The following is a 24335-nucleotide window of genomic DNA, read 5'->3' as shown; positions in this document are numbered from 1 at the left end:
CCGCAGGTGACACCCCCTAAGGTGGGCTCATGCGAGTCCATGTGGTCAGTGACGTGCACGGCAACTCCGGCGACCTCGCCCGGGCCGGAGAGGGCGCCGACGCCCTGATATGCCTGGGAGACCTGGTCCTCTTCCTCGACTACGCCGACCACAGCCGCGGGATCTTCCCCGACCTCTTCGGCACCGAGAACGCCGACCGGCTGGTCGAGCTGCGCACCGCCCGCCGCTTCGACGAGGCCCGTGACCTGGGGCGACGCCTCTGGGCCGGGCTCGACGTCGACCGCGACACCGCCATCGAGGCCGCCGTGCGCCGCCAGTACGCCGAACTCTTCGCCGCCTTCCCCACCCCCACCTACGCCACCTTCGGCAACGTCGACATCCCCCGGCTCTGGTCGGAGTTCGCCGGACCGGGCACGACCGTCCTCGACGGCGCCCGGATCGAGCTCGGCGGCCTCACCGTCGGCTTCGTCGGCGGCGGCCTGCGCACCCCCATGCGCACCCCGTACGAGATCTCCGACGAGGAGTACGCGGCGAAGGTCGAGGCACTCGGCGAGGTCGACGTCCTCTGCTCCCACATCCCGCCGGACGTCCCGGAACTGACCTACGACACGGTCGCCCGCCGCTTCGAGCGCGGCAGCCGGGCCCTCCTCGACGCGATCCACCGCGTCCGGCCCCGCTACGCGCTCTTCGGCCACGTCCACCAGCCGCTGGTCCGCCGGATGCGGATCGGCTCGACCGAGTGCGTGAACGTCGGCCACTTCGCCTCGACCGGCAAGCCCTTCGCCCTGGAGTGGTGACGGGCGCGCAGCCGCGGCGCGATAGCCTGCCATCGGCACGTCCGTGCCCTTCTACTTCCGCCGGAACGCACCGTGGAGGAGCCACCGCGATGGCCGAACACACCAGCTCGAGCATCACCATCGAGGCGGCGCCGGCCGACGTCATGGGCGTGATCGCCGACTTCGCCCGCTACCCCGAGTGGACGGGCGAGGTGAAGGAGGCCGAGGTCCTGGAGACCGACGCCTCCGGCCGCGCGGAGAAGGTCCGCCTCCTCCTCGACGCCGGCGCCATCAAGGACGACCACACCCTCGCCTACACCTGGACCGGCGCCGACGAGGTCAGCTGGACCCTGGTCAAGTCCCAGATGCTCCGCTCCCTCGACGGCTCCTACCGGCTCGCCCCGCTCGACGGCGACCGCACCCAGGTCACCTACCAACTGACCGTCGACGTCAAGATCCCCATGCTCGGCATGATCAAGCGCAAGGCCGAGAAGGTCATCATCGACCGCGCCCTGGCCGGCCTGAAGAAGCGCGTCGAATCCGGCGCGTGACCCCGACCGGGGCGGAGGTAACGTCCTGGCCATGCGGATCATCCTTGTCACCGGCCCCGGCGGCGCCGGACGCACCACCGTCGCCGCCGCGACCGCCCTCGCCGAGGCGCGGGCCGGCCGCCGGGTCCTGCTCGTCACCGAGGACGCCGGCCCGCTCCCGGCCGCCGACGGCCTGCGCGTGCTGCGCCCCGACGCCGCCGCCGACTTCCGCCGCGAGTTCCTCGCCCTCCAGGCCCGCTCCTCGGCCGCCTTCGACCTGCTCGGCGCCGCGCCGTTCGAGGACGCCGAGCTGACCGAGCTCCCCGGCAGCCGCACCTTCGCCCTGCTGCGCGCCCTCCGCGACACCGCCGCCGGCGACCACGACCTCGCCGTCGTCGACCTGCCGCCGCTCACCGAGGCGCTCGCCGTCCTCGCCCTGCCCGAGCAGCTCCGCCGCTACCTGCGCCGCCTCCTGCCGCCCGAACGACAGGCCGCCCGGGCCCTGCGCCCCATGCTGGCCCAACTCGCCGGCGTCCCCATGCCCGCCCAGTGGCTGTACGAGACGACCGCCCGCTGGGAGGCCGAGCTCGCCGCCGTCCAGGACGTCGTCGAAAGCCCCGGCACCACCGTCCGCCTCGTCCTCGAACCCGGCCCCGCCGCCGACCGGGCCCTGCGCACCGCCCGGCTCGGCCTCGCCCTCCAGCGCCTGACCCTCGACGCCGTCGTCGCCAACCGGCTGCTCCCCGCCGACTCGCAGGACCCCTGGCTCGCCGGGCTCACCGCCGAGCAGCACCGGCACCTGACCGGACTCCGCGCCGCGGCCGACGGCGTCCTGTACGAGCTGCCGCACCTCGGCCGCGACCCGCGCGGCACCGAGGACCTGGCCCTCCTCGCGCCCGTCCGACCCGGGACCGACCCCGTCCCCGCGCCGCACTGGCCCATCGAGGACCGGCGGGAGGAGGACGGCGTCCTCGTCTGGCACATCGCCCTGCCCGGCGCCGTCAAGGAAGAGCTGTCCCTCGTCCGCCGCGGCGACGAACTGCTCCTCGCCGTCGGCCCGTTCCGCCGCAACGTCCCCCTGCCCGGGGCCCTGCGCCGCTGCACCGTGACCGGCGCCGGACTCGTCGACGGCGACCTCCGCGTGCGCTTCACCCCCGACCCCGGACTCTGGCCCCGCACCCCCTGAGTCCGTGTACCGTCGAAGTACCAGCCAGTGAGGAGTGCGCCATGAGCGATTCGGACGCCTGGGCCAAGGCGTGCGCCGAGGACCTGGAGGCGGAGAAGGCCCGCCGCCGGGCGCAGCGCGGGACCGAGCCGGGCTCTCCCGCCGAGGAGTTCCGCAAGCTCTTCGAGGCCGTCGCCGACAAGGTCTCCGGCGGACTCGGGAACCCCCTCCTCGCCGGCCAGGCCGCGCAGACCGTGCAGCACCTCGTCAACCAGGCGAAGGCCGCCGTCGAGCCCGTCATCGAGCGCAACCCGCAGGTCTTCGACCACCTCGCCGCCGCCGGCAGCGAACTGCTCGCCGCCTACCGCTCCGCCGTCGAGGGCCACGAGAGCCGCTGGACCCGGGGCGGACCGGTCGCCGAGGACGACCCGCGCCGGGACGCCGACGAGCCCCGGAAGGACGACGAAGGGCCTGGATCCGGCCAGCACATCGACCTTGACTGATCAGTAGGCACCTCCCCCTCGGGTACGGTGGGCCTTAGCGGGGCTCGACCGAAAACTGAGGGACACATGGGACTCACCATCGGCGTCGACATCGGCGGCACGAAGATCGCGGCCGGCGTGGTCGACGAAGAGGGCAAGATCCTCGACACCCACAAGGTGCCCACCCCGCCGACCCCCGAGGGAATCGTCGACGCGATCAGCGCGGCCGTCTCCGAGGCCGGCAAGGGCCACTCGATCGAGGCCGTCGGCATCGGCGCCGCGGGCTACGTCGACGACAAGCGCGCCACCGTCCTCTTCGCGCCGAACATCGACTGGCGGCACGAGCCGCTCAAGGACAAGGTCGAGCAGCGCGTCGGCCTCCCCGTCGTCGTGGAGAACGACGCCAACGCGGCGGCCTGGGGCGAGTACCGGTTCGGCGCCGGCCAGGGCCACGAGGACGTCATCTGCATCACCCTCGGCACCGGCCTCGGCGGCGGCATCATCATCGGCAACAAGCTGCGCCGCGGTCGCTTCGGCGTCGCCGCCGAGTTCGGCCACATCCGGGTCGTCCCGGACGGCCTGCTGTGCGGCTGCGGCAGCCAGGGCTGCTGGGAGCAGTACGCCTCCGGCCGCGCGCTCGTCCGCTACGCGCGGCAGCGCGCCAACGCCACCCCGGAGCGGGCGGAGATCCTGCTCGGACTCGGCGACGGCACCCCGGAAGGCATCGAGGGCAAGCACGTCAGCCAGGCCGCCCGCGCCGGCGACGCGGTCGCCGTCGACTCCTTCCGCGAGCTGGCCCGCTGGGCGGGCGCCGGTCTCGCCGACCTCGCCTCGCTCTTCGACCCCTCGGCCTTCATCGTCGGCGGCGGCGTCTCGGACGAGGGAGACCTCGTCCTCGACCCGATCCGCAAGTCCTTCCGGCGCTGGCTGATCGGCGGACAGTGGCGTCCGCACGCCCAGGTCCTCGCCGCCCAGCTCGGCAACAAGGCCGGCCTCGTCGGAGCCGCGGACCTGGCACGCCAGGGCTGACCGCCGCACGAAGCACACGCCGACCGCCCGCCGCGTCCTCCCGGACCCGGCGGGCGGTCGGCGTATGTTGCCCCGCATGGCGATCAGCGAGCTGCCCGACTCCCGCACCGAGGACGACGGCTCGGTCGTCCTCCGGGTCATGAGCTACAACGTCCGCTCGATGCGCGACGACGAGGAGGCCCTGGCCCGGGTCATCCGCGCCTGCGCGCCGGACGTCGTCCTCGTCCAGGAGGCCCCGCGCTTCTTCCGCTGGCGCAAGCACGCCGCCCGGCTCGCGGCCCGGAGCGAGCTCGTCCTCCTCGGCGGCGGCGCCCCCGCGGCCGGGCCCCTGCTGCTCTGCTCCCTGCGCGCCGCCGTCGAACGCACCGAGGACGTGCTCCTGCCGCTCACCCCCGGGCTCCACCGCCGCGGCCTGGCGACCGCGGTCGTCCGCTTCGCGGGCGTCCGCGTCGGGCTGATCAGCTGCCACCTGGGACTGCGCGCCGACGAGCGGTACGCGCAGGCCGGGATGGTCCTGGACCGGGTCGCCGCCCTGGGCACCCCGTACGTCCTCGTCGCCGGCGACCTCAACGAACGCCCCGGCGGCCCCGCCTTCACCCGGCTCACCGGGCGGCTCCGGGACGGCTGGGAGGCCGCCCCCTGGGGCGGCGAGCACACCTTTCCGGCCGCCGCACCGACGGGACGGATCGACGCGATCCTCGCGACCCCGGGCGTCGCCTTCCTCGGCTGCGGCGTCCCTCCGACGCCCGACCCCGCGGACCTGCGGGCCGCCACCGACCACCTCCCGGTGCTGGCGGCCGTCCGCGTCCCCGCGCCCGGCTGAGTGCCGTCCCCGCGCCCCGTTCCGGCGGACACCGCGGCCGCTCACGGCGGGGGAGCGCACCAGCGCCGGACCCCTGGTCGGGGTCCGGCGCCGGAGGGACGGTGACGGCCCCGGGAGGCGCCGCCTCCCGACAGGAGGAGGGGCGCCGGGAGCCAGGACCGCTAGACGACCGCGCCGCGGCCCGGGTCGTCGAAGCCGTCGTCATCGTCGTCGTCGTGCTTCATCCGCCCCACCAGGGTGGCGAAGCCGCCCAGGAAGCCGCCGATGCAGAGCGTCGTCAGCCACCAGGTCATGTCCCACTGGAGCAGGACGGCCACCAGCATGAGGACCGGGCCGCCGACCACGGCGAGCCAGGCGAACCTGGTCGTCACGTCCGCCTCGGGCAGCGGCGGCGGCTCCGGCGGCACGAAGTGCCCCTCGTCCGCGCCGCCCGGGCCGTCGTCGGGCTCGGTGGGGGAGTAGTCCCGGGGACCGGCGGGCCGCACCCCCGGCGCGAAGACGATCGAGCTGCCCAGCGCGGGCCGCTCGGGACCGGCCTCCGGCTCCCCGTCCGGGTCGGAGTCACCGGCGTCGTCGGCCCCGTCGGAGTCCTCCGCCCGCGGCTCCCGGGCCGCCGGCCTCGGCTTCCAGGGCGTGGCCTCGCCGAGCGTCGGCCCCGGCTTCCCGGGCCGGGTCTCCCCGGCGGAACCCTCCGGCCCGTCGTCCCCGCCGTCGGCCTCGTCCTCGGGCTCCGGCAGCTCCAGGTTCTCGATCGGCCGGAACGGCTGGGCCCCCGGCGGGTCCACGGGCTCCTTGCCGTACCCGGCGACGATCGCGGCCCAGGCCGCCTCCTCGTCGATGGGCTGCGGCTCCCGCTCGCCGCCGTCCTGCTGCTCAGCCACCGCTCCTGCTCCCCTTTCCGTCGACCAGCCCCGGCGCGAGGCGCTCGACGAAGGCCAGGCTCTCGTCGAAGATGCGCTCCGCGTCATGGTCCAACGTCGCCACGTGGTAGCTCTGTTCCAGCAGGATCTCCCGCACGTCGGTGGAGGAGATGCGGGAGAGGATCCGGGCCGAGTCGACGGGCGGGACGACGTGGTCCTGGGGGCTGTGCAGCAGTACCACCGGCTGCGTGACCTGCGGAAGCTCCCCGTCGACGGTCCTGAAGAACTCGCGCAGGGAGTGGGCCGCGTGCAGCGGCACCCGGTCGTAGCCGACCTCCGCCACGCCCTCCTTGGCGATGTCGCTCGCGATGCCCTTGGTCGAGGGGACCAGGTGCCGGACGACCGGCAGGGCGTGCGCCGCCAGGCCGTGCACCTTGTTGCCCGGGTTGACCAGGACGATGCCGCGCACCGCGTCCCCGTACCGCGCGGCGAGCCGCAGGGTCAGCGCGCCGCCCATCGACAGGCCGAAGACGAAGACGGTCGAGCACCGCTCCAGGAGCTCGCGCAGCGCCCGGTCCACCTCGGCGTACCAGTCGTGCCAGGTGGTGAGCTGCATGTCCTCCCAGCGGGTGCCGTGGCCGGGCAGCAGCGGCACCGCCACGGTCAGGCCGCGCTCGGCCAGATACTCGGCCCACGGACGCATCGACTGCGGGGAACCGGTGAATCCGTGACAGAGAAGGACGCCGACCTCTCCGCCGTCATGGCGGTACGGCTCGGCTCCGGGAAGGACCGGCACCGGGGTCTCCTGTTCGGTTGCGACTCCGGCGTCCTCGGGTGGGCCGGAGCGACGGAAAACGGTGAAGGACCTTCACGGTACGCGACCGCACCGACACCGACCAGGGCCGTAGCGGGGGGCGTACGTCGGTACGGGATAAAGTCTGGGCGACGGCACACGGAAGGCATGGCGAGTTGATCTACGGCGCAATGAAGTTCTCCCTCGGAGGGTCTCTGAAGCTTGCCTTCCGGCCGTGGGTGGAGGGACTGGAGAACATTCCCGCCGAAGGCCCGGCGATCCTGGCGAGCAACCACCTGTCGTTCTCCGACTCCTTCTTCCTCCCCGCCGTCCTGGACCGCAAGGTCACCTTCATCGCCAAGGCGGAGTACTTCACGACGCCCGGCGTGAAGGGCAAGCTCACCGCGGCCTTCTTCAAGGGCGTCGGCCAGCTCCCGGTGGACCGTTCGGGCGCCCGCGGCGCCGGCGAGGCGGCCATCAAGGCCGGCATCGAGGTCATCGAGGGCGGCGGCCTCTTCGGGATCTACCCCGAGGGCACCCGGTCGCCCGACGGCCGCCTCTACCGCGGCAAGCCCGGCGGTCTGGCCCGGGTCGCCCTGGCGACCGGCGCGCCGGTGATCCCGGTCGCCATGATCGACACCGAGAAGATCCAGCCGCCCGGCAAGCTCGTCCCCAAGCTCATGCGCCCGGGGATCCGCATCGGCAAGCCGCTGGACTTCACCCGCTACCAGGGCATGGAGGGGGACCGCTTCATCCTCCGCTCGGTGACCGACGAGGTCATGTACGAGATCATGAAGCTGTCGGGCCAGGAGTACGTCGACATCTACGCGACCGCCGCCAAGCGGCAGATCGCGGACGCGGAGAAGGCGGCCAAGGAGGCCGTCAAGGCCGAGATCGCGGCCCGGGAAGAGTCCGGAGCGTAGCGGCGCGGTCCCGCGAGGGACGCGTTCGGGGGTGGGGGAGATGGCCAAGCGCGAGCGTGTCGTGCGCATGTCGGTCGAGCAGCCGCTGTGGCGGGCGCTGACCGGCTACCGCGTCCTGACCATGGTGTACGCGGTCCTGTTGTTCGTCTCCTCCCGGGAGGCGTACGAACGGCCGTGGATCGCCGTCGGCTACCTGGCGGTGATGTGCGTCTGGACCCTCGCCACCCTGCCCAGGGTGGCCGGCGCGGCCAGCTGCACCAAGCGCTTCCTCGGCGCCGACCTCACCGTCGCCGTCGTCGGCATCCTGCTCACCCCCCTCGCCGACGCCCAGGCCCAGTCGGTCGACGGCCCCACCCTGCCCTCGATATGGACCGCCGGATCCGTCCTTGCGTACGCGATCAAGGGCGGCTGGCGGTGGGCCGGCTTCGCCTCCTCCCTCGTGGCCGTCGCCAACATCGTCGAGCGAGGCCACCCCAGCCGGGACACCCTCCACAACGTGCTCCTCGTCTGGGTGGCCTCCATCGCCATCGGCTACGTCGTCGAGGTGGCCCGCGCCTCCGAGCGCACCCTCGCCCGCGCCCTGGAGATCGAGGCCGCGACCCGGGAGAGGGAGCGGCTCGCCCGCGACATCCACGACAGCGTCCTCCAGGTCCTCGCCATGGTGCAGCGGCGCGGCACGGCCCTCGGCGGCGAGGCCGCCGAACTGGGCCGGATGGCGGGGGAGCAGGAGGTGGCGCTGCGCACCCTCGTCGCCGGCGGCCTCGCCCGCCCCAGCCTCGTCTCCGAGGCCGAGTCCGAGGGGGCGGTGGTCCGGGTCGTCGAGGTCGACGAGGAGCCCGACGACGACACCCCCGTCGACCTGCGCCTGCTGCTCGCCCCGCGCGCCGGGGCCCGCGTCACCCTCTCCGAGCCCGGCGCGCCGGTGCTGCTGGCGGCCCCCGCGGCCCGGGAGCTGGCGGCGGCCGTCGGCGCAGCCCTGGACAATGTGCGGGTGCACGCGGGCGAGGACGCCCGCGCGTGGATCCTGGTCGAGGACTGGACGGACGAGGTGATCGTCACCGTCCGGGACGACGGGCCCGGCATCCCCGAGGGCCGTCTCACGCAGGCCGAGGGCGAGGGCCGGATGGGCGTCGCCCTCTCCATCCGGGGGAGACTGCGGGATCTGGGCGGCACGGCCGAGCTGATCTCGGTCCCGGGCCAGGGCACGGAAGTCGAGTTGAAGGTCCCACGGGGGAAGGCAGGGGAGAAGTGAGCGAGCAGCAGGCCGAGCGCCGGATCAAGGTGATGGTCGTCGACGACCACCCGATGTGGCGGGACGCGGTGGCCCGCGACCTGACCGAGGCGGGGTTCGACGTGGTCGCCACGGCGGGCGACGGCGAGCAGGCGGTGCGCCGGGCCACGGCGGCGGGGCCGGACGTCCTCGTCCTGGACCTGAACCTGCCGGTCAAGCCCGGCGTGCAGGTCTGCAAGGAGCTGGTCGGCGCCCGGCCGGCGCTGCGGGTCCTCGTCCTCTCCGCGAGCGGTGAGCACGCCGACGTCCTGGAGGCGGTGAAGTCCGGCGCGACCGGCTACCTCCTCAAGTCGGCCAGTACGGAGGAGCTGACCGACGCCGTGCGGCGGACCGCCGTCGGCGACCCCGTCTTCACCCCCGGGCTGGCCGGCCTGGTCCTCGGCGAGTACCGCCGGCTCGCCTCCGAGCCCGCCCCGGCGGCCGGCGCCGACGAGCCGAAGGCGCCGCAGCTCACCGAACGCGAGACGGAGGTCCTGCGGCTCGTCGCCAAGGGGCTGAGCTACAAGCAGATCGCCGAGCGTCTGGTGATCTCGCACCGCACGGTCCAGAACCACGTCCAGAACACCCTCGGCAAGCTCCAGCTGCACAACCGGGTCGAGCTCGTGCGGTACGCGATCGAGCGCGGTCTCGACGACGTGTGAGGCGGCCGGGCCGGACGACGGGCCGTATATTCGCGCTATCGACGCATATGCGGCCCAATCAGACGGCGAGGGGAACCCCGTGGAAATCCTGGCGTTCGGCGTGCAGGCGGACGAGAAGCCCCTCATGGAGAAGGCGTTCGAGGGGCACCACGACGTGCGCTGCCTGGACGTCTTCCTCACCGAGGACACCGCCCCCATCGCCGCCGGCTACGAGGTGATCTCCACCAGCGTCAACGCCAGCCTCGACCACCGCGTCCTGCAGACCCTCGCGGCCGGCGGAACCCAGATGATCGCCCAGCGCTCCACGGGCTTCAACAACATCGACCTGGAGGTGGCCGAACGCCTCGGCCTCACCGTCGCCCGGGTCTCGTCCTACTCGCCGTACTCCGTCGCGGAGTTCGCCTGGACCCTCGCGATGGCCGTCAACCGGCGGATCGTCCGCGCCTCCAACCGCACCCGCGACTTCGACTTCCGCCTCGACGGGCTGATGGGGCGCGACCTGCGGGGCCGTACCGTCGGCGTCCTCGGCACCGGCAAGATCGGCGAGGCGTTCACCCGGATCGCCCACGGCTTCGGCATGGAACTGCTCGGCTGGGACGTCGCCGAGAACCCGGTCTGCACCGCGCTCGGCATGACGTACGTCGAGAAGGAGCGCCTCTTCGCCGAGGCCGACCTCATCAGCCTCCACGTGCCGCTGCTCCCGTCGACCCACCACCTCATCGACGCCACCGCCCTGAGGGCGATGAAGGACGACGCGATCCTGGTGAACTCCAGCCGCGGCGGACTCGTCGACACCGAGGCCCTGGTCGGAGAACTGCGGGCCGGCCGCTTCACCGGCGTCGGCCTGGACGTCTACGAGGCGGAGGCCGGGCTCTTCTTTCTCGACCGGTCCCTGGAGGTCGTCGAGGACGACACCCTCGCCCGGCTCGTCACCTTCCCGAACGTCGTGGTCACCTCGCACCAGGCGTACTACACCACGGACGCCGTCGGCCAGATCATCGCCACCACCGTCCAGAACGTCCTCGACTACACCGCCGGGCGGCGCAGCGAGAACGTCCTGGTCCCCAGGGCCGTCCGCTAGACCAGCACCCCGGCGAGCAGCGAGGCGGTCAGCGCGGCGCCGTCCAGCGTCAGCACCGACTCGGGGTGGAACTGGACGCCCGCGAAGCCCGGCCCGCGCAGGGCGTGCACCTCGCCGGTCTCCGCGTCCCGGCTCACCTCGATGCGGTGGAGGGCGAGTTCCGTCGCGGCGCGGTCGTCGCAGCGGGCGGTGAAGCTGTTGTAGAAGCCGACCGTCCGCTCCTGCCCGAAGAGGTCGATCCGCAGCTGGGCCCCCTGGAAGGGGGTCCGCTTGCGGACGATCTCCAGCCCCAGTTCGGCGGCGATCAGCTCGTGCCCGAGGCAGACCCCGAGCAGTCCGTGCCGGTGGTCCCGCACCAGCTCGGCCGTCAGGCCCCGCAGGAAGCGCATCTTCGGGTCGGCGGCGTCCGAGGGGTTCCCGGGCCCGGGCCCGAGGACGACGGGCCCCTCGTGGGCGAGGGCCAGCTCCCGCAGCCCCGGCTCGTCGTAGCGGAGCACCGACACCCCGAGGCCCGAGGAGCGCAGCACGTGCGCCAGCATCGCCGTGAAGGTGTCCTCGGCGTCGATCACCAGCGCGTGCCCGGACAGCTCCGCCGACCGGACCTGCATCTTCAGCCAGAACGGCGCGAGGTCCGCGCGGCGCGCGTCCAGCGCGGCCCGGACCCGCGGGTCGTCGGCGAGCCGGGGCGGCACCGGGGCGGAGGCGTCGACGGGCCGGCCCTCCCTGACCCCGAGCGCGGTGAGGACGCCGGCCGCCTTGGCGTGGGTCTCCGCGACCTCGCCGGCCGGGTCCGAGTGCCGCACCAGCGTCGCGCCCACCGGCACCCGGAGCCCGCCCGACGCGTCGATGTCGGCGGTACGGATGAGGATGGGCGAGTCCAGCGTCTGGGCGCCGCTCTCGTCCGTGCCGAGCAGGGCGAGCGCGCCCGCGTAGTAGCCCCGCCCGCCGGTCTCGTGACGCTCGATCACCCGGCAGGCGTTCTGCACCGGCGAACCGGTCACGGTCGCCGCGAACATCGTCTCCCGCAGCACCTCCCGCACGTCCAGCGAGGAGCGGCCCCGCAGCTCGTACTCGGTGTGCGCGAGGTGGGCCATCTCCTTGAGGCGCGGGCCGATCACCACCCCGCCCCGGTCGCCGACCGTGCACATCATCTTCAGCTCCTCGTCGACCACCATGGAGAGCTCCTCGGTCTCCTTGCGGTCGGCGAGGAAGGCGAGGAGCCCCTCGGTGGTCGGGGCGGCGCCGGCCGGGTAGCGGTACGTGCCGCTGATCGGGTTCATGACGACCGTCCCGCCCGACATCCGCACGTGCACCTCGGGGCTCGCGCCCACGAGCGTCCGGTCGCCGGTGTGCACGACGAAGGTCCAGTACGCTCCCCGCTCGCCCGCCAGCAGCCGCCGGAACAGGGCCAGCGCGTCCGCCCGTCCGAAGCCGGGGATCTCCCCGGTGTACGTCCGCCGGATGACGAAGTTGGCGCCCTCGCCCGAGCCGATCTCCTCGTCGATGACCCGGCGCACGGTCCCGGCGTACTCCTCGTCGGAGACGTCGAACCGGCCGCCCTCGACCGTCACGTCGTGCGCGGGCAGCGCTTCGAGGGCCTCGGCGAGCGGCAGCTCGCAGGTCTCCTCGGCGACGAGCACGGAGAGCGGGGTGCCGTCGTCGCGCACGTCGAAGCCGCGCTCCCTGATCTGCCGGAAGGGCACGAGCGCGAGCGTCGGCAGCGGGCCCACCGGCAGCTCCGCGAGCCGCTCGGCCTCGTGGACCGGGCCGATCAGCACCTCGACGGTGTCGTGGTCACGGCCCGGGGTGCGCCGGCGCAGCAGGGCGAAGGGAGGGCAGGAGTCGTCGAGGAGACGGGAGAGGTCCATGGGGTGCGTCGTTCCTTCCGGTGGAGTGCGGAGAGGAACGGCCCCGGATACGAGGAAGGCCGCCCCTCGGGGCGGCCTGTGTGCGTTCGGTGTACGCGCGATCAGTGGGCCGCCGGATGAGCGGTCCACCACCAGTTCTGGATCTGAGGCGCGAACATGCGAGCACTGTAACCCAGCCGGGCGCGGAAAGGGGCCCGGTCCGCACCGTGGACGGTGCGAGCCGGGCCCCCGAGAGGCATCCGATCAGAAGATCATGTTGTAGATCTGCCAGCCGCCGCCGACCTTCACCCGGGGGGTGAAGAGCGAGCTCGTCCCCGTGCCCGGGAACGTCCACAGCACACCGGCGGTGTCACGGGTGGTCAGGTCCACCCGGCCGTCGCGGGTCAGATCGCTCGGACCGACGATGGCGTTGTGCACCTGCCAGCCGTTGCTGATCTTCGCCCGCGGCGAGAAGAGCGAGGCGGTGCCGGTGCCCTTGAAGATCCACATGGCGCCGGAGGTCTCCCGGGCCATCACGTCGGGCTTGCCGTCACCGGTCAGGTCGCCGGTGCCGATCACCTCGTTGTAGATGTTCCAGCCGGCGCTGATCTTCACCCGCGGCGCGAACGGCGTCGACGGCGTGCCCGTGCCCTTGAAGAGCCACATCACGCCCGACTTCTCGCGCGCCAGCAGGTCCGCCTTGCCGTCGCCCGTGATGTCGCGGACGCCCGAGATCCGGTCGTAGATCTGCCAGCCGCCGCTCACCATGATGCGCGGCTTCCACGGCATCGACGGGTTGCCGCTGCCCGGGAAGTACCAGGTCACACCGGTCGTGTCCCGCGCCAGCAGGTCACCCGTGCCGTCCGCCCGCAGCGCCGTCATCGGCGTCACCGCGTTGTACGTGTTCCACCCCGCGCCGATCCGGTACCGCGTCAGGAACGGCGCCGTCGCGCTCCCCGTGCCCTGGTACTGCCACAGCACACCGGCGGTGTCCCGGGCGAGGAGGTTGTAGCGGTTGGTCGTCGTGACGGGCGCGGCCGCGGGCGCCTCCACGATGTCGCTCTGCTTCACCCAGGTGATCTTGTGGTGGAAGCGGATCGGCACGAACAGCGTGGAGCCGACGACGTTCTTCTGGGCGCTGCCGAACCAGTCGTCCCCCTTCACCGCGGGACCGGCCTTCACGTACGACTGGCCGGCGGCGAAGTCGAACTTCGACAGCGGGGCGTTCTCGTCGCCCGGCGCCTCGAGACCGGCTGCCGTGTAGGCGGCGGTCTCGGGGAAGGAGCGGCCGAAGACCTTGGTCGAGGCCAGGTCCGACCTCAGCTTCACCGTCGTGGCGTTGGTCACCGGCACCGTGTACTGGCCGCCCGGGTTGTAGAACCACGCCTTCTCGCCCGCGTACCAGATCGCCGTCCAGTCGTTGAGCGCCCCGGCGACGACGTAGAGACCGCCGGCCCGGACCTTGTTCCCGTAGTTCGAGCCCTCGGTCGTGCCCGAGGTGAAGTAGGGGTCCTTCAGCGTCGTCGCGCTCGACGAAGGCGACGTGTACAGGTAGCCGAAGTTGGACGGACGCGCCGAGACGGCGGTGCCACCGGTCGTCAGCTTCGGCTGGTTCGCCGTGGTGAAGGGCGGCACGACGCGCACGACCTGGCCGGCCTGGAGGAGGCCGCCGGCGCCCTTGTCGCCCTGCGGGGCGCCCAGGAGCGACATGTAGTAGTTCCAGTCCCAGTACGGGCCGGCGTCCCAGTGGAGATTGGCGACGTTGCCGTCCGTCTGGAGCGCCACCTCGTCGTGGCCGATGATGTGCTCACGGTCGATCGGCACGCCGTACTTGTTCGCCAGGAACTTCACCAGCTCCGCGGAGGAGCGGTACTGGGACTCGGTGTACCAGCTGCCCTCCTTGATGGCGTAGCCCTCGTGCTCCACGCCGATGGCGTGCATGTTGTGGGTCCAGTTGCCCGCGTGCCACGCCAGGTTCTTGTTCTCGAGCATCTGGGTGACCAGACCGTCCTGGGCCCGGATCAGGTAGTGGGCGCTGCCCGCACCGTTCGGGTCGGTGAGCACCTTGAGCGAGCCGTCGTAGCCGCCCTCGGTGTCGTGGATGACGATCTGCCGGATGTCCACGCCCTGGTTGGGGCGGTCGCCCGCGGTGTAGTTCTTCTTGCCCGTGGACGAGGGGACGCTCAGCTTGACGTTGCAGCTCAGGACGGCGGGGCACTCGGGGAGCGTGGTCTCCGTCGTGCTCGCGAAGGTGGCGGCGAGCGGCACGTTCGCCGGCTTGACCGGGTCGACCGACGGGTCGGCCGGCAGCGCGACCTGCTCGCCGTCCAGGGTGAGCTCGCGCTCGCCGGTCTTGATCGACTCGAAGACGCGCTTCGCGAAGAGGTCGGCGCCCTTCTTCTCGGGAGACTGGCTGTAGCGGGCCACGGCCGGGTACCAGTCGCCCGGCTCCTCGGACAGCTCGGCGCCCGCCTGCTTCTGGTACTCGGCGAGCAGCGCCGCACCCGCCCGGATCGAGGCGGTGGTGTCGTTCTGGACCGCGTCGGTCGAGCTGTCGATCAGCTCGGCGGCCTTGTCCAGGGTGTGGAGGCGGGGGTCGTCGGTGTCGACGACCGCCTTCTCCAGGATGCTCCGGACCTTCGCGGGGTCGAAGTTCTTCTCGATCTCGGGGCGGCCGCTGCCGTTGAAGTGCTCGATCTGCTCTTCGGTGACCTGCTGGGCCACGTCGCCCGGGTCGACCTTCGTCAGGCCCATGACGTTGTACGCGCCGGTGGTGCTGGGGTCGCCGTCGTGCGACTCCCACCGGGTCTGCTGGTACGACACCGCCATCAGCACGCTCTGCGGTACGTCGAACTCGCGCGCCGCGTTTGCGAACTGCGCCTGGAGGGAAGGGTCGCCCCCGGACGTGCCGTCGCCCGATCCGAGAAGACCCGGCGAGGCGACCGCGAGGGTGCCGATCGTGGCGGTGGCGACGGCGGCGGCCGCCGCTCCGTACAGGAGACGTTTCTTCCTGCGGTCCCTGCGGTGCCTCTGGGTCACGCCCACCCCTGTGGTTTTGAGTGTGTTTTTGTGAAACGGGCCAGAGGGTAACACCACTCGAACGGGTGAATGTCACCGGGTGACATTTCGGGCGCGTGTCTCAGTCACTGGGCAGGGGGACAGGACCGGACGAAGAACCCCGTACTGTGGTGCACGTGACCGTGAACGCTGATTCCCACGCCGTCGCCAAGGCGACCTGGCGAGACCTGCCCGCGGCGCAGCAGCCCGAGTACCCCGATGCCGAGGCTCTGCGCGATGTGATCGCGGACCTCGAGTCGTATCCTCCGCTCGTCTTCGCCGGCGAGTGCGACCAGCTGCGTGCCCGGATGGGAGCCGTCGCCCGTGGCGAGGCGTTCCTGCTCCAGGGCGGCGACTGCGCCGAGGCATTCGACGCCGTGTCCGCCGACCACATCAGGGCCAAGCTCAAGACGCTGCTCCAGATGAGTGCCGTCCTCACCTATGCGGCCTCCGTGCCCGTGGTGAAGGTCGGCCGCATCGCCGGGCAGTACTCGAAGCCCCGCTCCAAGGGCACCGAGACCCGTGACGGCGTGACCCTGCCGACCTACCGCGGCGACTCGGTCAACGGCTTCGACTTCAACGAGAAGGCCCGCATCCCGGACCCCGAGCGCCTGAAGCGGATGTACAACGCGTCCGCCTCCACGCTCAACCTGGTGCGCGCCTTCACCACCGGTGGCTACGCCGACCTGCGCCAGGTGCACGCCTGGAACCAGGACTTCGTGAAGTCGTCCCCCTCGGGCCAGCGCTACGAGGCGCTCGCCCGTGAGATCGACAACGCGCTGAACTTCATGAAGGCGTGCGGCACCGACCCGGCCGAGTTCAAGGCCGTCGAGTTCTACGCCTCCCACGAGGCGCTGCTGCTCGACTACGAGGGTGCCCTGACCCGCACGGACTCGCGCACCGGCAAGCTGTACGACACCTCCGGCCACATGGTCTGGATCGGTGAGCGCACCCGCCAGCTCGACCACGCGCACATCGAGTTCGCCTCGCGGATCGCGAACCCGATCGGCATCAAGCTGGGCCCGACCACCTCGGTGGACGAGGCGCTGACGTACATCGACCGCCTCGACCCGGACCGCGAGCCGGGCCGGCTGACCTTCATCGTCCGCATGGGCGCCGACAAGGTCCGCGACAAGCTCCCCGAGCTGGTCGAGAAGGTCACCGCGTCGGGTGCGGTCGTGGCCTGGGTCACCGACCCGATGCACGGCAACACCTTCGAGGCCGCCTCCGGCCACAAGACGCGCCGCTTCGACGACGTGCTGGACGAGGTCAAGGGCTTCTTCGAGGTCCACAAGGCGCTCGGCACCCACCCGGGCGGCATCCACGTCGAGCTCACCGGTGACGACGTCACCGAGTGCGTGGGCGGCGGCGACGAGATCTTCGTCGACGACCTGCACCAGCGCTACGAGACGGCCTGCGACCCGCGCCTCAACCGGAGCCAGTCGCTCGACCTGGCCTTCCTGGTGGCGGAGATGTACCGCGATCAGTAAGTAGGTACCTACGACGATGGGGCGCGGATCCATGTGATCCGCGCCCCAACGTCGTGGCCGGGGCTTTTGAGGCTCCCACCCGCCGGGTAAGGTTAGGTTAGCCTTATCGATCTCGGCGGGAGGTGAACCGCGTGTACGTCTGCTCATGCTTCGGTGTCACGGAGAAGCAGGTCAAGGAGCACGCGGACGCGGGCGCCTGCACGCCCCGCCAGATCGCCTCCGCCTGCAAGGCCGGCACGGACTGCGGTTCCTGCGTCCGTCGCATTCAGGCCATTCTCGGGCGCGGCAACTGCCCGCGACGCGAACTCCTGGACCAGGGCATGCCGGCCCTGGTCTCCGAGAGTGAGACCGTCGCGGAGCTCGGGGAAGCGGCGTAGCGGGCCCTCGGGGCTAGCTGGGCTGCTCGATCAGCGTCGAGATGTAGAGCGCCTCGCCCAGGGACTCGATCAGCTCCAGCTGGGTGTCCAGGTAGTCGATGTGGTGCTCCTCGTCGGCGAGGATCTCCTCGAAGAGGTTGGCGGACGTGACGTCCCCCTTGGCGCGCATGACCTCGATCCCGCGCCGCAGCCGGTCGATGGCCTCCACCTCGACCTGCCGGTCCGCCTGGAACATCTCGGTGATCGTCTGGCCGACCCGCACGTGGAAGAGCCGCTGGTAGTTGGGCAGGCCGTCGAGCATCAGGATGCGCTCGGTCAGCTTGTCCGCGTGCTTCATCTCGTCGATGGACTCTTCGCGGGTGTACTTGGCGAGCTTCGTCCAGCCCTTGTTGTCCTGGATGCGGTAGTGCAGCCAGTACTGGTTGATGGCCGTCAGCTCGCCGGTCAGCTGCTCGTTGAGGAACTCGAGGACCTCGGGGTCGCCCTGCATCGCAGAGGCTCCTTCCACTTCCACGCTGTGTGTATACGCCGTCACTGGGCAGGATGGCCGCATCCTCGCACCCCGAATGGGGGGCGTCCAGTAAGTGCAGGCTTAGTGGCAGTTGCCCGAATCGGATCGCGGTGAAGGTCGGCTGGTCATGACCACCCCTCGCCGTCTGTCACCATGGATGACATGGTTCAGCCGGAGAGCGGAGTACACCGGGAAGCGGGGCAGCCGGATCGTTCGCCGGACCTTCCGCCGGGCCAGCGGCTCCAGCGCGGCTGGCCGGTGACCCATTACGGACCCGTCCCGAAGTTCAAGCCGGACCGCTGGGAGTTCCGCGTCTTCGGGGCGACGGCCGACGGCGACAAGCGCTGCTGGAACCACGAGGCGTTCTCCGCTCTCCCGTTCTCCACGGTCGTGGCCGATCTCCACTGCGTCACGAAGTTCAGCATGCTGGGGTCCGAATGGGGCGGGGTCGCCGCCCGCACGGTCCTGGAGCTCGCCCCGCCCGCCCCCTCGGTGACCCATGTGATGGTCTGGGCCGAGTACGGCTACAGCGCCAACATGCGGCTCTCCGACTTCGCCGCCGACGGCACCATCTTCGCCACCCACAAGGACGGCGAGCTGCTCACCGCCGAGCACGGCTTCCCGCTGCGCCTCGTCGTCCCGCACCTGTACGCCTGGAAGGGGCCCAAGTGGGTCCGGGGCGTGGAGTACATGGCGGCCGACCGCCGGGGCTTCTGGGAGGAGCGGGGCTACCACAACCTCGGCGACCCGTGGACGGAGCAGCGCTACTCGTACCAGGAGGAACCGGGAGACGGCCCGGAGCTGTGACCGCTCCGGACCGCCTCGGGGTGCGTCCGCTCAGTGGTGGTACCGGTGCACCACCGCGTGGCCCTTGCCGCGGCCGATCATCCACTTGTTGACCGGTGTGGTGATCACGAAGGCCGCGGCGAGCGCGATGGCGAGCACGATCCAGAAGAGCGGCTCGGACAGGTGCGCGTCCATGGCGCCCGGCCAGAGGGCGATCACGCCGTTGTCGATGACCTCCATCACCGCGATGGAGAGGGTGTCGGCGGCGAGGGCGACCTTGAAGGCCGTCCGGAAGTCGACGCCGGCGGCGAGGATGCCGCGCAGGGTGAGCGCGTAGCCGAAGAAGAAGGCCAGGACGATCGCCAGGATCATCGTCTGCAGGTTGCTCCACCCGAGCGCGGTGCCGATGATCATGCCCAGGACCTCGCCGATGGCACAGCCGGTGAGGCAGTGCAGCGTGGCCTTGGCGGCCATGGCCCAGGAGACCCCGCCCTCGCCGTGGCCCTGGGGGGCTCCGGTGTGCCCGTGGTGGCCCGTGTGCGCTTCGTGGCCGGTGTGTGCCTGGTGGCCGGTGTGGTGGCCCGCTTCGTGCTGCATGGCTGCCCCCAAGGTCGGGTAGCGGTTCCTGCCGATGACAACAACCGTATACCCCCCTGGGGTATTCCTCAACGGGTAGGGGGAGCCCGGATCAGCCCCGCAGCTTCTTCAGGAGCTCGACGTCGGCGACGTGACCCTCCCTGCCGCCCGGAGTCTCGATCACCAGCGGCACGCCGTCGGTCTCGGGGTGCCGCAGCAGCGCGCGGAAGGCGTCCTCGCCGATGTGCCCGGCGCCGATGTTCGCGTGCCGGTCCTTGTGGGCGCCGACGACGTCCTTGGAGTCGTTGGCGTGGATGAGCTTGAGCCGCCCCTCCCCGACGGTCGCCACCAGCTCGTCCAGGGTCCGCACGGCCCCGCCCGGCTCCGCGAGGTCGTGCCCCGCGGCGAAGATGTGGCACGTGTCGAGGCAGATCCCGAGCTTGGGGTGCCGGTCGAGGGCGTCGAAGTACGGCCCGAAGTCCTCCGCGCGCGAGCAGAGCGAGAAGCCCTGGCCCGCCGTCGACTCCAGCAGGAGGTACGGGTCGTCCTCGTGCGTCAGCTCGTCGAGCAGCGGCAGCATCCGCTCCCGCACCTGGGCCAGCGCCTCCGCGCGCGGGCGGCCGCCGGTGGCCGAGCCGGTGTGCACGACCACGCCCTTGGCGCCGATCTCCCGGCCCCGCCGCAGGGAGTGCCGCATCGACTCCACCGACTTCTCGACGGTGGCCTCGGTGTGGGAGCCGAAGTTGATCAGATACGGGGCGTGGACCCAGACCGACAGCGACTCCGCCTCGCAGCCGGCCCGGAACTTCTCGTCCTGGGCCGGATTGCCGACCGGGGTGGCCCAGCCGCGCGGGTTGGCGACGAAGACCTGGACGGCCTCGGCGCCGAGTTCACGGGCGTAGCCGAGGCCGGTCGTGGCGAGGCCACCGGCCACGGGGACATGGCCGCCGACGGGGTTGCGCATCAGGTGTTCCTACAGTCCCTTGATCGTGATCGTGACGGTGGAGCCCTCGGGGGCGGTCGCGCCGCCCTTCACGGACTGGCCCGCCACCGTGTCGCCGAGATAGGGGAAGGACTTCTCGACCTTCACCTCGAAGCCCGCGTCCTCCAGGGCCGCGCGCGCGTCCGCGGTGGTCTCGCCCGTGACGTCGGGGACCGGGACGAGCTTCGGGCCCTTGGAGACGGTGAGGGTGATGGTGTCGCCCTCGGCGGCGCGGCTGCCCTCGGCGAGGGACTGCGCCGCGACGGCGCCCGCGTCCTCGGGGGAGTGGACCCGCTCCGGGGCGACCCGCACGGTGAGCCCCGCCTCCTCCAGCGCGGCCGTGGCGTCGGCGACGGTCTCGCCGGTGACGTCGGGCACGTCGACCGGGGAACCCTTGCTGACGACCAGGGCGACGGCGGAGTCCGGGGAGCGGTCGGTGCCGGGCTCCGGGTCCGAGCCGATCACGGCGCCCTGTGCCACGGAGTCGCTGAACTCGGTGGTGACCACCCCGGGCACCAGGCCCTCCCGCTCCAGAAGGCGCTTGGCCTCGGCGAGCGGCTTGTTCCTGACGTTGGGCACCTTCACGATCCTGGGACCGCGGGAGAGCGTCAGGGTGACCGGGCCGGCGCCCCGGACGCGCTCGCCGGGCGCCGGGTCGACGGCCATGACGGTGCCGCGCTCGTAGGCGTCGCTGAACGCCCGCCCGGTCGAGCCGACGTCCAGGCCGGCCTCGGCGAGCCGCTTGGTCGCGGCGGCCTCGGTCTGCCCGAGGACGGCCGGGACACGCGTGAACTGGCCGGAGTTGATGTACCAGACCCCGCCGCCCAGGCCGAGCGCGAGCAGCACGGCGACCACGGCGAGCAGGGGACCGCGCGGCGGTCGCCGGCGGGTGGCGGGGGGCTCGGGGACCGGCAGCCGGTTCGTGTGCTGCACCTGCCGGACGTCGCCCTCGGCGGGCACCGGCCGGGCGATCACGCTGGTCCGGTCCTCCGCGGTGTCCCGGTCCGCGGAGCGGGACTGCGGGGGCTCGGCGTCGAGCTGGTCCTCGCCGAGCGCGGCGCGGGCCTCCCGGAGCAGGGCGAGCAGGGCCACGGCGTCGTGCGGGCGGACGTCGGGGGTGCGGGCGGTGGCGGCCGCGACCAGCTCGTCCAGCTCCAGGGCGAGGCCCGGCACGGCGGCCGAGGGGGCGGGCACGTCGGTGTTGAGGTGCTGGTAGAGCACCTGTGCGGGGGTGTCGCCGGAGTGCGGCTTGGCGCCGGTCAGCATCTCGTACAGCACCACACCGCAGGCGTACACGTCGGCGCGGGTGTCGGCGGTGCCGTGCTCGATCTGCTCAGGGGCCAGGTACGAGACGGTGCCGAGGACCGAACCGGTGGTGGCGGTCGCCGAGCCCACGGCCCGCACGAGACCGAAGTCGGCGACCTTGACCCGGCCGTCGTCCCCTATCAGGACGTTCTCCGGCTTCATGTCCCGGTGCACGAACCCGGCCCGGTGCGCGGCGCCGAGCGCGGCGAGCACCGGCTCCAGGATGTCGAGCGCGGCACGGGGCGAGAGGGCGCCGCGCTCGCGCAGGACGTCGCGGAGCGTGCAGCCGGCGACGTACTCCATGGCCAGGTAGACGTAGGCGCCCTCGGCGCCCTGGTCGAAGACGCCCACGACGTTGGGGTGGGCGAGCCGGGCGACGGACTTGGCCTCGCGGATGAAGCGCTCGACGAAGACGGCGTCGGCCGCGAGGGCCGGATGCATCACCTTGAGCGCGAGCACCCGGTCGAGGCGGGTGTCGACGGCCCGGTAGACCGTGGCCATCCCGCCGACGGCGATGCGCGCGTCGACGCGGTAGCGGCCGTCGAGCAGCCGCCCGACGAGGGGGTCCTGAAGGGTCGTGTCCACGGCGTCGAGTCTACGAGCCGTGGACACGGCCCCCGTGCCCACGGGCCGGTACTGCAGCGCAGCTGTGACGAGCGCCGCAGCCGCCGCGGCTCAGAACGCGGGACGCTCCGGGTCCAGGTGGGCGCGGCCCTCCGCGGGGGAGGACGCCTCCGCGAAGTGGCGGCGGGGGATGCGGCCGGCCCGGTGCGCCAGCCGGCCCGCCTCGACCGCGTGCCGCATCGCCGAGGCCATGAGGACCGGCTCCTGCGCCCGGGTCACCGCCGACGCCAGCATCACCGCCGCGCAGCCCAGCTCCATGGCGAGCGCCGCGTCCGACGCGGTGCCCGCGCCCGCGTCGAGGATGACCGGCACCCCCGCCCGCTCGGTGATCAGCCGGAAGTTGTGCGGGTTGCGGATGCCGAGGCCGGAGCCGATCGGGGAGCCGAGCGGCATGATCGCCGCGCACCCCACGTCCTCCAGCTTCCGGGCGAGGACGGGGTCGTCGTTGGTGTACGGCAGGACCGTGAAGCCGTCGTCGACCAGGGTCTCCGCCGCGTTCAGCAGCTCCTCCCCGTCCGGCAGCAGGGTCCGCTCGTCGGCGACGACCTCCAGCTTGATCCAGTCGGTGCCGAGCGCCTCCCGGGCGAGCCGGGCGGTCAGGACGGCCTCTCCGGCGGTGAAGCAGCCGGCCGTGTTGGGCAGGACCCGGATGCCGAGCCGGTCGAGGACGGAGAGGACCGAGCCCTGGACGGTCGGGTCGAGGCGCCGCATCGCGACGGTCGTGAGCTCGGTGCCGCTGGCGACCAGGGAGCGTTCGAGGACGTCGAGGCTGGGGGCGCCGCCGGTGCCCATGATCAGGCGGGAGGAGAACTCGGCGCCGCCGAGCAGGAACACGTCGTCGGACATCGCACTCAGCCCCCCTGCACCGCGGTCAGGACCTCCACCCGGTCGCCGTCGCCGAGCAGCGTCGCCGCCCACTCGCCGCGGGGGACGACCGTCTCGTTGACGGCCGCCGCGACCCCGGTGGGCGCGGTGCTCAGACTCGCGACGAGGACGTCGAGGGAGACGGGACCGGAGAGCTCGCGGGGTTCTCCGTTGACGGACACGGTGACGGGCACGCTCATGCGGGCTGCTCCAGACGTACGGAGGAGAAACGGCGGGGGGTGAAGGGGCGGGCCTGGTCGGGGAGGACGCCCGTGGTGAGGACCTCGGCCATGACGTCGCCGGTGACGGGGGTGAGGAGGACCCCGTTGCGGTAGTGGCCGGTGGCCAGGTGGAGGCCGGGCAGGACGGTGGGGCCGAGCAGGGGCGCGTTGTCCGGCGACGCGGGGCGCAGGCCGGCCCGGGTCTCGGTGAGCGGCAGCTCGGTGATGCCGGGGACCAGCTCGTGCGCGTCGCGCAGCAGCTCGTACACCCCGCCCGCCGTCACCGTCGTGTCCCAGCCCAGCTCCTCGCTGGTGGCGCCGACGACCAGCTCGCCGTTCTCGCGGGGCACCAGGTAGACGTGGCTGCCGCGGACGACGGCCCGGACGGTCCGGGAGAGGAAGGGGGCGTACGCGGGCGGCACCCGCAGCCGCAGCACCTGGCCCTTCACCGGGCGCACGGGCGGCACCGCCTCGGGCGGCACGCCCGCCAGCCGCCCGCTGAGGCTGCCCGCGGCGAGGACGACCTGGTCGGCCGTCACTTCCTCGCCGCCGCCGAGCACGGCGCCGCGGGCCCGGTCCCGTACCACCGTCAGCCGTTCGGCGAGGGTGCGGTGGAAGACCACCCCGGCCCGTTCGCAGGCGACGAGCAGCGCGGCGGCGAGCCGGCGCGGGTCGACCTGGTGGTCGCCGTCCACCCGCAGTCCGCCGCGCACCCCGGGGGCGAGCATCGGTTCGAGACGGCGGCAGTCGCGCCCGCTGAGCCACTCGGAGGTGAGGCCGCAGCGGGTCTGGAGGGCGTGCAGTTCGCGCAGATGGGCCCGGTCGTCGGCGTCCAGGGCGACGGCGAGGGTGCCGCAGGCGCGGTGGCCGACGTCGTGGCCGGTGGCCTCGGCGAGTTCGGCGACGAACGCGGGATAGCGCTCGGCGGAGGCGAGGTTGAGCCCGAGCAGGGTCTCCTCGCCGTAGTGGAGTTCGGTGACGGCGGCGAGCATCCCGGCGGCGACCCGCGCGGCCCCGCCGCCCGGGTCCTGGTCGACGACGGCGGTGCGCAGTCCGCGCTGCGCGGCCCGCCAGGCCGTGACCAGGCCGATGATGCCGCCCCCGACCACGAGGACATCGGAAGAACGCATGGGCGTCCAGCCCCTCCCTTCGCCGGCATGACCCGGATCAGGTTCGTACGGTCGGAGGCCGCTCCAGCCTCCCTCTCAGCCCGGTCGTCCGGGCTCCCGCGAGTGCTTTACGCCCGCCAGACTAGCTTCCGCCGTGGAAGGGGTCACAGACCCCTCCTTCCTGATGGTCCG

At 72.5% G+C, this 24335-nt stretch carries 25 protein-coding genes and 1 riboswitch; of the genes, 13 read left to right on the top strand and 12 right to left on the bottom strand.

Annotated features, from left to right (window positions below; all coding sequences use genetic code 11):
* Nucleotides 1-29: 29 nt before the first annotated feature.
* The 6 genes from AB0424_RS05240 to AB0424_RS05215 all read left to right on the top strand — a co-directional run bounded on the left by AB0424_RS05240 (nt 30) and on the right by AB0424_RS05215 (nt 4805).
* The gene (locus tag AB0424_RS05240) at nt 30-797 is read left to right on the top strand and encodes a metallophosphoesterase (protein ID WP_366302402.1); all 768 of its coding nucleotides are present in this window, start codon (nt 30-32) and stop codon (nt 795-797) included.
* A gap of 89 nt (nt 798-886) precedes the next feature.
* Nucleotides 887-1327, top strand: coding sequence for an SRPBCC family protein (locus AB0424_RS05235; protein ID WP_366302401.1), 441 nt, complete (start codon nt 887-889; stop codon nt 1325-1327).
* Between the two features lie 31 nt (nt 1328-1358).
* A complete protein-coding gene (locus AB0424_RS05230) occupies nt 1359-2492 on the top strand; it encodes an ArsA-related P-loop ATPase (protein WP_366302400.1) in 1134 nt (377 codons plus the stop codon).
* 41 nt (nt 2493-2533) lie between these two features.
* Nucleotides 2534-2974 carry a DUF5304 domain-containing protein gene (locus tag AB0424_RS05225; RefSeq protein ID WP_366302399.1) on the top strand — a complete coding sequence of 147 codons (441 nt, stop codon included), beginning with the start codon at nt 2534-2536 and terminating at the stop codon, nt 2972-2974.
* A 66-nt stretch (nt 2975-3040) separates the two neighbouring features.
* Nucleotides 3041-3982, top strand: a complete 942-nt coding sequence (locus tag AB0424_RS05220) for an ROK family glucokinase (protein ID WP_366302397.1) — start codon at nt 3041-3043, stop codon at nt 3980-3982.
* 76 nt (nt 3983-4058) lie between these two features.
* Complete coding sequence (locus tag AB0424_RS05215; RefSeq protein WP_366302395.1) at nt 4059-4805, top strand: endonuclease/exonuclease/phosphatase family protein; 747 nt, start codon at nt 4059-4061, stop codon at nt 4803-4805.
* Nucleotides 4806-4966: 161 nt separating this feature from the next.
* Here AB0424_RS05215 and AB0424_RS05210 read toward each other — a convergent pair whose 3' ends face one another.
* Both AB0424_RS05210 and AB0424_RS05205 read right to left on the bottom strand, forming a co-directional pair.
* Nucleotides 4967-5686 (bottom strand): hypothetical protein, encoded by a 720-nt coding sequence (locus tag AB0424_RS05210; RefSeq protein WP_366302393.1) that lies wholly within the window; start codon nt 5684-5686, stop codon nt 4967-4969.
* A complete protein-coding gene (locus AB0424_RS05205; RefSeq protein ID WP_366302392.1) occupies nt 5679-6461 on the bottom strand; it encodes an alpha/beta fold hydrolase in 783 nt (260 codons plus the stop codon). Before AB0424_RS05205 ends, AB0424_RS05210 begins: the two co-directional genes overlap by 8 nt.
* 173 nt (nt 6462-6634) lie before the next feature.
* On the opposite strand from AB0424_RS05205, the gene AB0424_RS05200 reads away from it, so the two are divergent.
* The 4 genes from AB0424_RS05200 (at nt 6635) to AB0424_RS05185 (ending at nt 10394) form a co-directional block, all read left to right on the top strand.
* Entirely contained in the window at nt 6635-7381 is a 747-nt protein-coding gene (locus AB0424_RS05200; RefSeq protein WP_363292991.1) for a lysophospholipid acyltransferase family protein, read from the top strand.
* 40 nt (nt 7382-7421) lie between these two features.
* On the top strand, nt 7422-8633 hold the full coding sequence (locus AB0424_RS05195; RefSeq protein ID WP_366302391.1) for a DUF5931 domain-containing protein: 1212 nt from the start codon (nt 7422-7424) through the stop codon (nt 8631-8633).
* Nucleotides 8634-8665: 32 nt separating this feature from the next.
* Entirely contained in the window at nt 8666-9313 is a 648-nt protein-coding gene (locus AB0424_RS05190) for a response regulator transcription factor (RefSeq protein ID WP_366302672.1), read from the top strand.
* Nucleotides 9314-9392: 79 nt separating this feature from the next.
* Nucleotides 9393-10394, top strand: coding sequence for a 2-hydroxyacid dehydrogenase (locus AB0424_RS05185; RefSeq protein ID WP_366302390.1), 1002 nt, complete (start codon nt 9393-9395; stop codon nt 10392-10394).
* Here the strand turns inward: AB0424_RS05185 and AB0424_RS05180 are convergent.
* From AB0424_RS05180 to AB0424_RS05170, 3 genes are all read right to left on the bottom strand, one after another.
* Entirely contained in the window at nt 10391-12262 is a 1872-nt protein-coding gene (locus AB0424_RS05180) for an anthranilate synthase family protein (protein ID WP_366302388.1), read from the bottom strand. The two genes, AB0424_RS05185 and AB0424_RS05180, sit on opposite strands and share 4 nt — an antisense overlap.
* Nucleotides 12263-12363: 101 nt before the next feature.
* Entirely contained in the window at nt 12364-12420 is a 57-nt protein-coding gene (locus AB0424_RS05175; RefSeq protein WP_071892416.1) for a trp operon leader peptide, read from the bottom strand.
* 85 nt (nt 12421-12505) lie between these two features.
* On the bottom strand, nt 12506-15280 hold the full coding sequence (locus AB0424_RS05170; protein WP_366302387.1) for an N-acetylmuramoyl-L-alanine amidase: 2775 nt from the start codon (nt 15278-15280) through the stop codon (nt 12506-12508).
* Nucleotides 15281-15441: 161 nt separating this feature from the next.
* Between AB0424_RS05170 and AB0424_RS05165 the strand changes: the two genes are divergently transcribed.
* Both AB0424_RS05165 and AB0424_RS05160 read left to right on the top strand, forming a co-directional pair.
* On the top strand, nt 15442-16788 hold the full coding sequence (locus tag AB0424_RS05165; protein WP_366302671.1) for a class II 3-deoxy-7-phosphoheptulonate synthase: 1347 nt from the start codon (nt 15442-15444) through the stop codon (nt 16786-16788).
* A gap of 122 nt (nt 16789-16910) precedes the next feature.
* The gene (locus AB0424_RS05160) at nt 16911-17165 is read left to right on the top strand and encodes a (2Fe-2S)-binding protein (RefSeq protein ID WP_366302385.1); all 255 of its coding nucleotides are present in this window, start codon (nt 16911-16913) and stop codon (nt 17163-17165) included.
* A gap of 13 nt (nt 17166-17178) precedes the next feature.
* Here the strand turns inward: AB0424_RS05160 and bfr are convergent, their stop codons facing one another.
* A complete protein-coding gene (gene bfr / locus AB0424_RS05155) occupies nt 17179-17655 on the bottom strand; it encodes a bacterioferritin (RefSeq protein WP_360783200.1) in 477 nt (158 codons plus the stop codon).
* 183 nt (nt 17656-17838) lie between these two features.
* Here bfr and AB0424_RS05150 point away from each other — a divergent pair, with 183 nt between their 5' ends.
* Entirely contained in the window at nt 17839-18483 is a 645-nt protein-coding gene (locus tag AB0424_RS05150) for a sulfite oxidase-like oxidoreductase (RefSeq protein ID WP_366302383.1), read from the top strand.
* A gap of 30 nt (nt 18484-18513) precedes the next feature.
* Here AB0424_RS05150 and AB0424_RS05145 read toward each other — a convergent pair whose 3' ends face one another.
* The 6 genes from AB0424_RS05145 to thiO form a co-directional block, all read right to left on the bottom strand.
* On the bottom strand, nt 18514-19059 hold the full coding sequence (locus AB0424_RS05145; protein ID WP_366302382.1) for a DUF4396 domain-containing protein: 546 nt from the start codon (nt 19057-19059) through the stop codon (nt 18514-18516).
* Nucleotides 19060-19150: 91 nt separating this feature from the next.
* Entirely contained in the window at nt 19151-20002 is an 852-nt protein-coding gene (locus AB0424_RS05140; RefSeq protein ID WP_366302380.1) for a deoxyribonuclease IV, read from the bottom strand.
* Nucleotides 20003-20011: 9 nt separating this feature from the next.
* Nucleotides 20012-21910, bottom strand: coding sequence for a Stk1 family PASTA domain-containing Ser/Thr kinase (gene pknB / locus AB0424_RS05135; protein ID WP_366302379.1), 1899 nt, complete (start codon nt 21908-21910; stop codon nt 20012-20014).
* Nucleotides 21911-22000: 90 nt separating this feature from the next.
* Entirely contained in the window at nt 22001-22795 is a 795-nt protein-coding gene (locus tag AB0424_RS05130; protein ID WP_366302378.1) for a thiazole synthase, read from the bottom strand.
* Between the two features lie 5 nt (nt 22796-22800).
* Nucleotides 22801-23013: a sulfur carrier protein ThiS gene (gene thiS, locus AB0424_RS05125; RefSeq protein WP_366302377.1), complete on the bottom strand. Its 213-nt coding sequence runs from the start codon at nt 23011-23013 to the stop codon at nt 22801-22803.
* The gene (gene thiO / locus AB0424_RS05120; RefSeq protein WP_366302375.1) at nt 23010-24164 is read right to left on the bottom strand and encodes a glycine oxidase ThiO; all 1155 of its coding nucleotides are present in this window, start codon (nt 24162-24164) and stop codon (nt 23010-23012) included. The genes thiS and thiO overlap by 4 nt, the downstream gene beginning before the upstream one ends.
* A riboswitch (TPP riboswitch) is annotated at nt 24162-24274 on the bottom strand. It overlaps the preceding gene by 3 nt.
* Nucleotides 24275-24335: the final 61 nt, after the last annotated feature.

Origin of the sequence: Streptomyces sp. NPDC051180 (assembly GCF_040689545.1) — a bacterium.
Lineage (GTDB): Bacteria > Actinomycetota > Actinomycetes > Streptomycetales > Streptomycetaceae > Streptomyces.
This window is presented reverse-complemented; position numbering and strand designations above follow the sequence as displayed.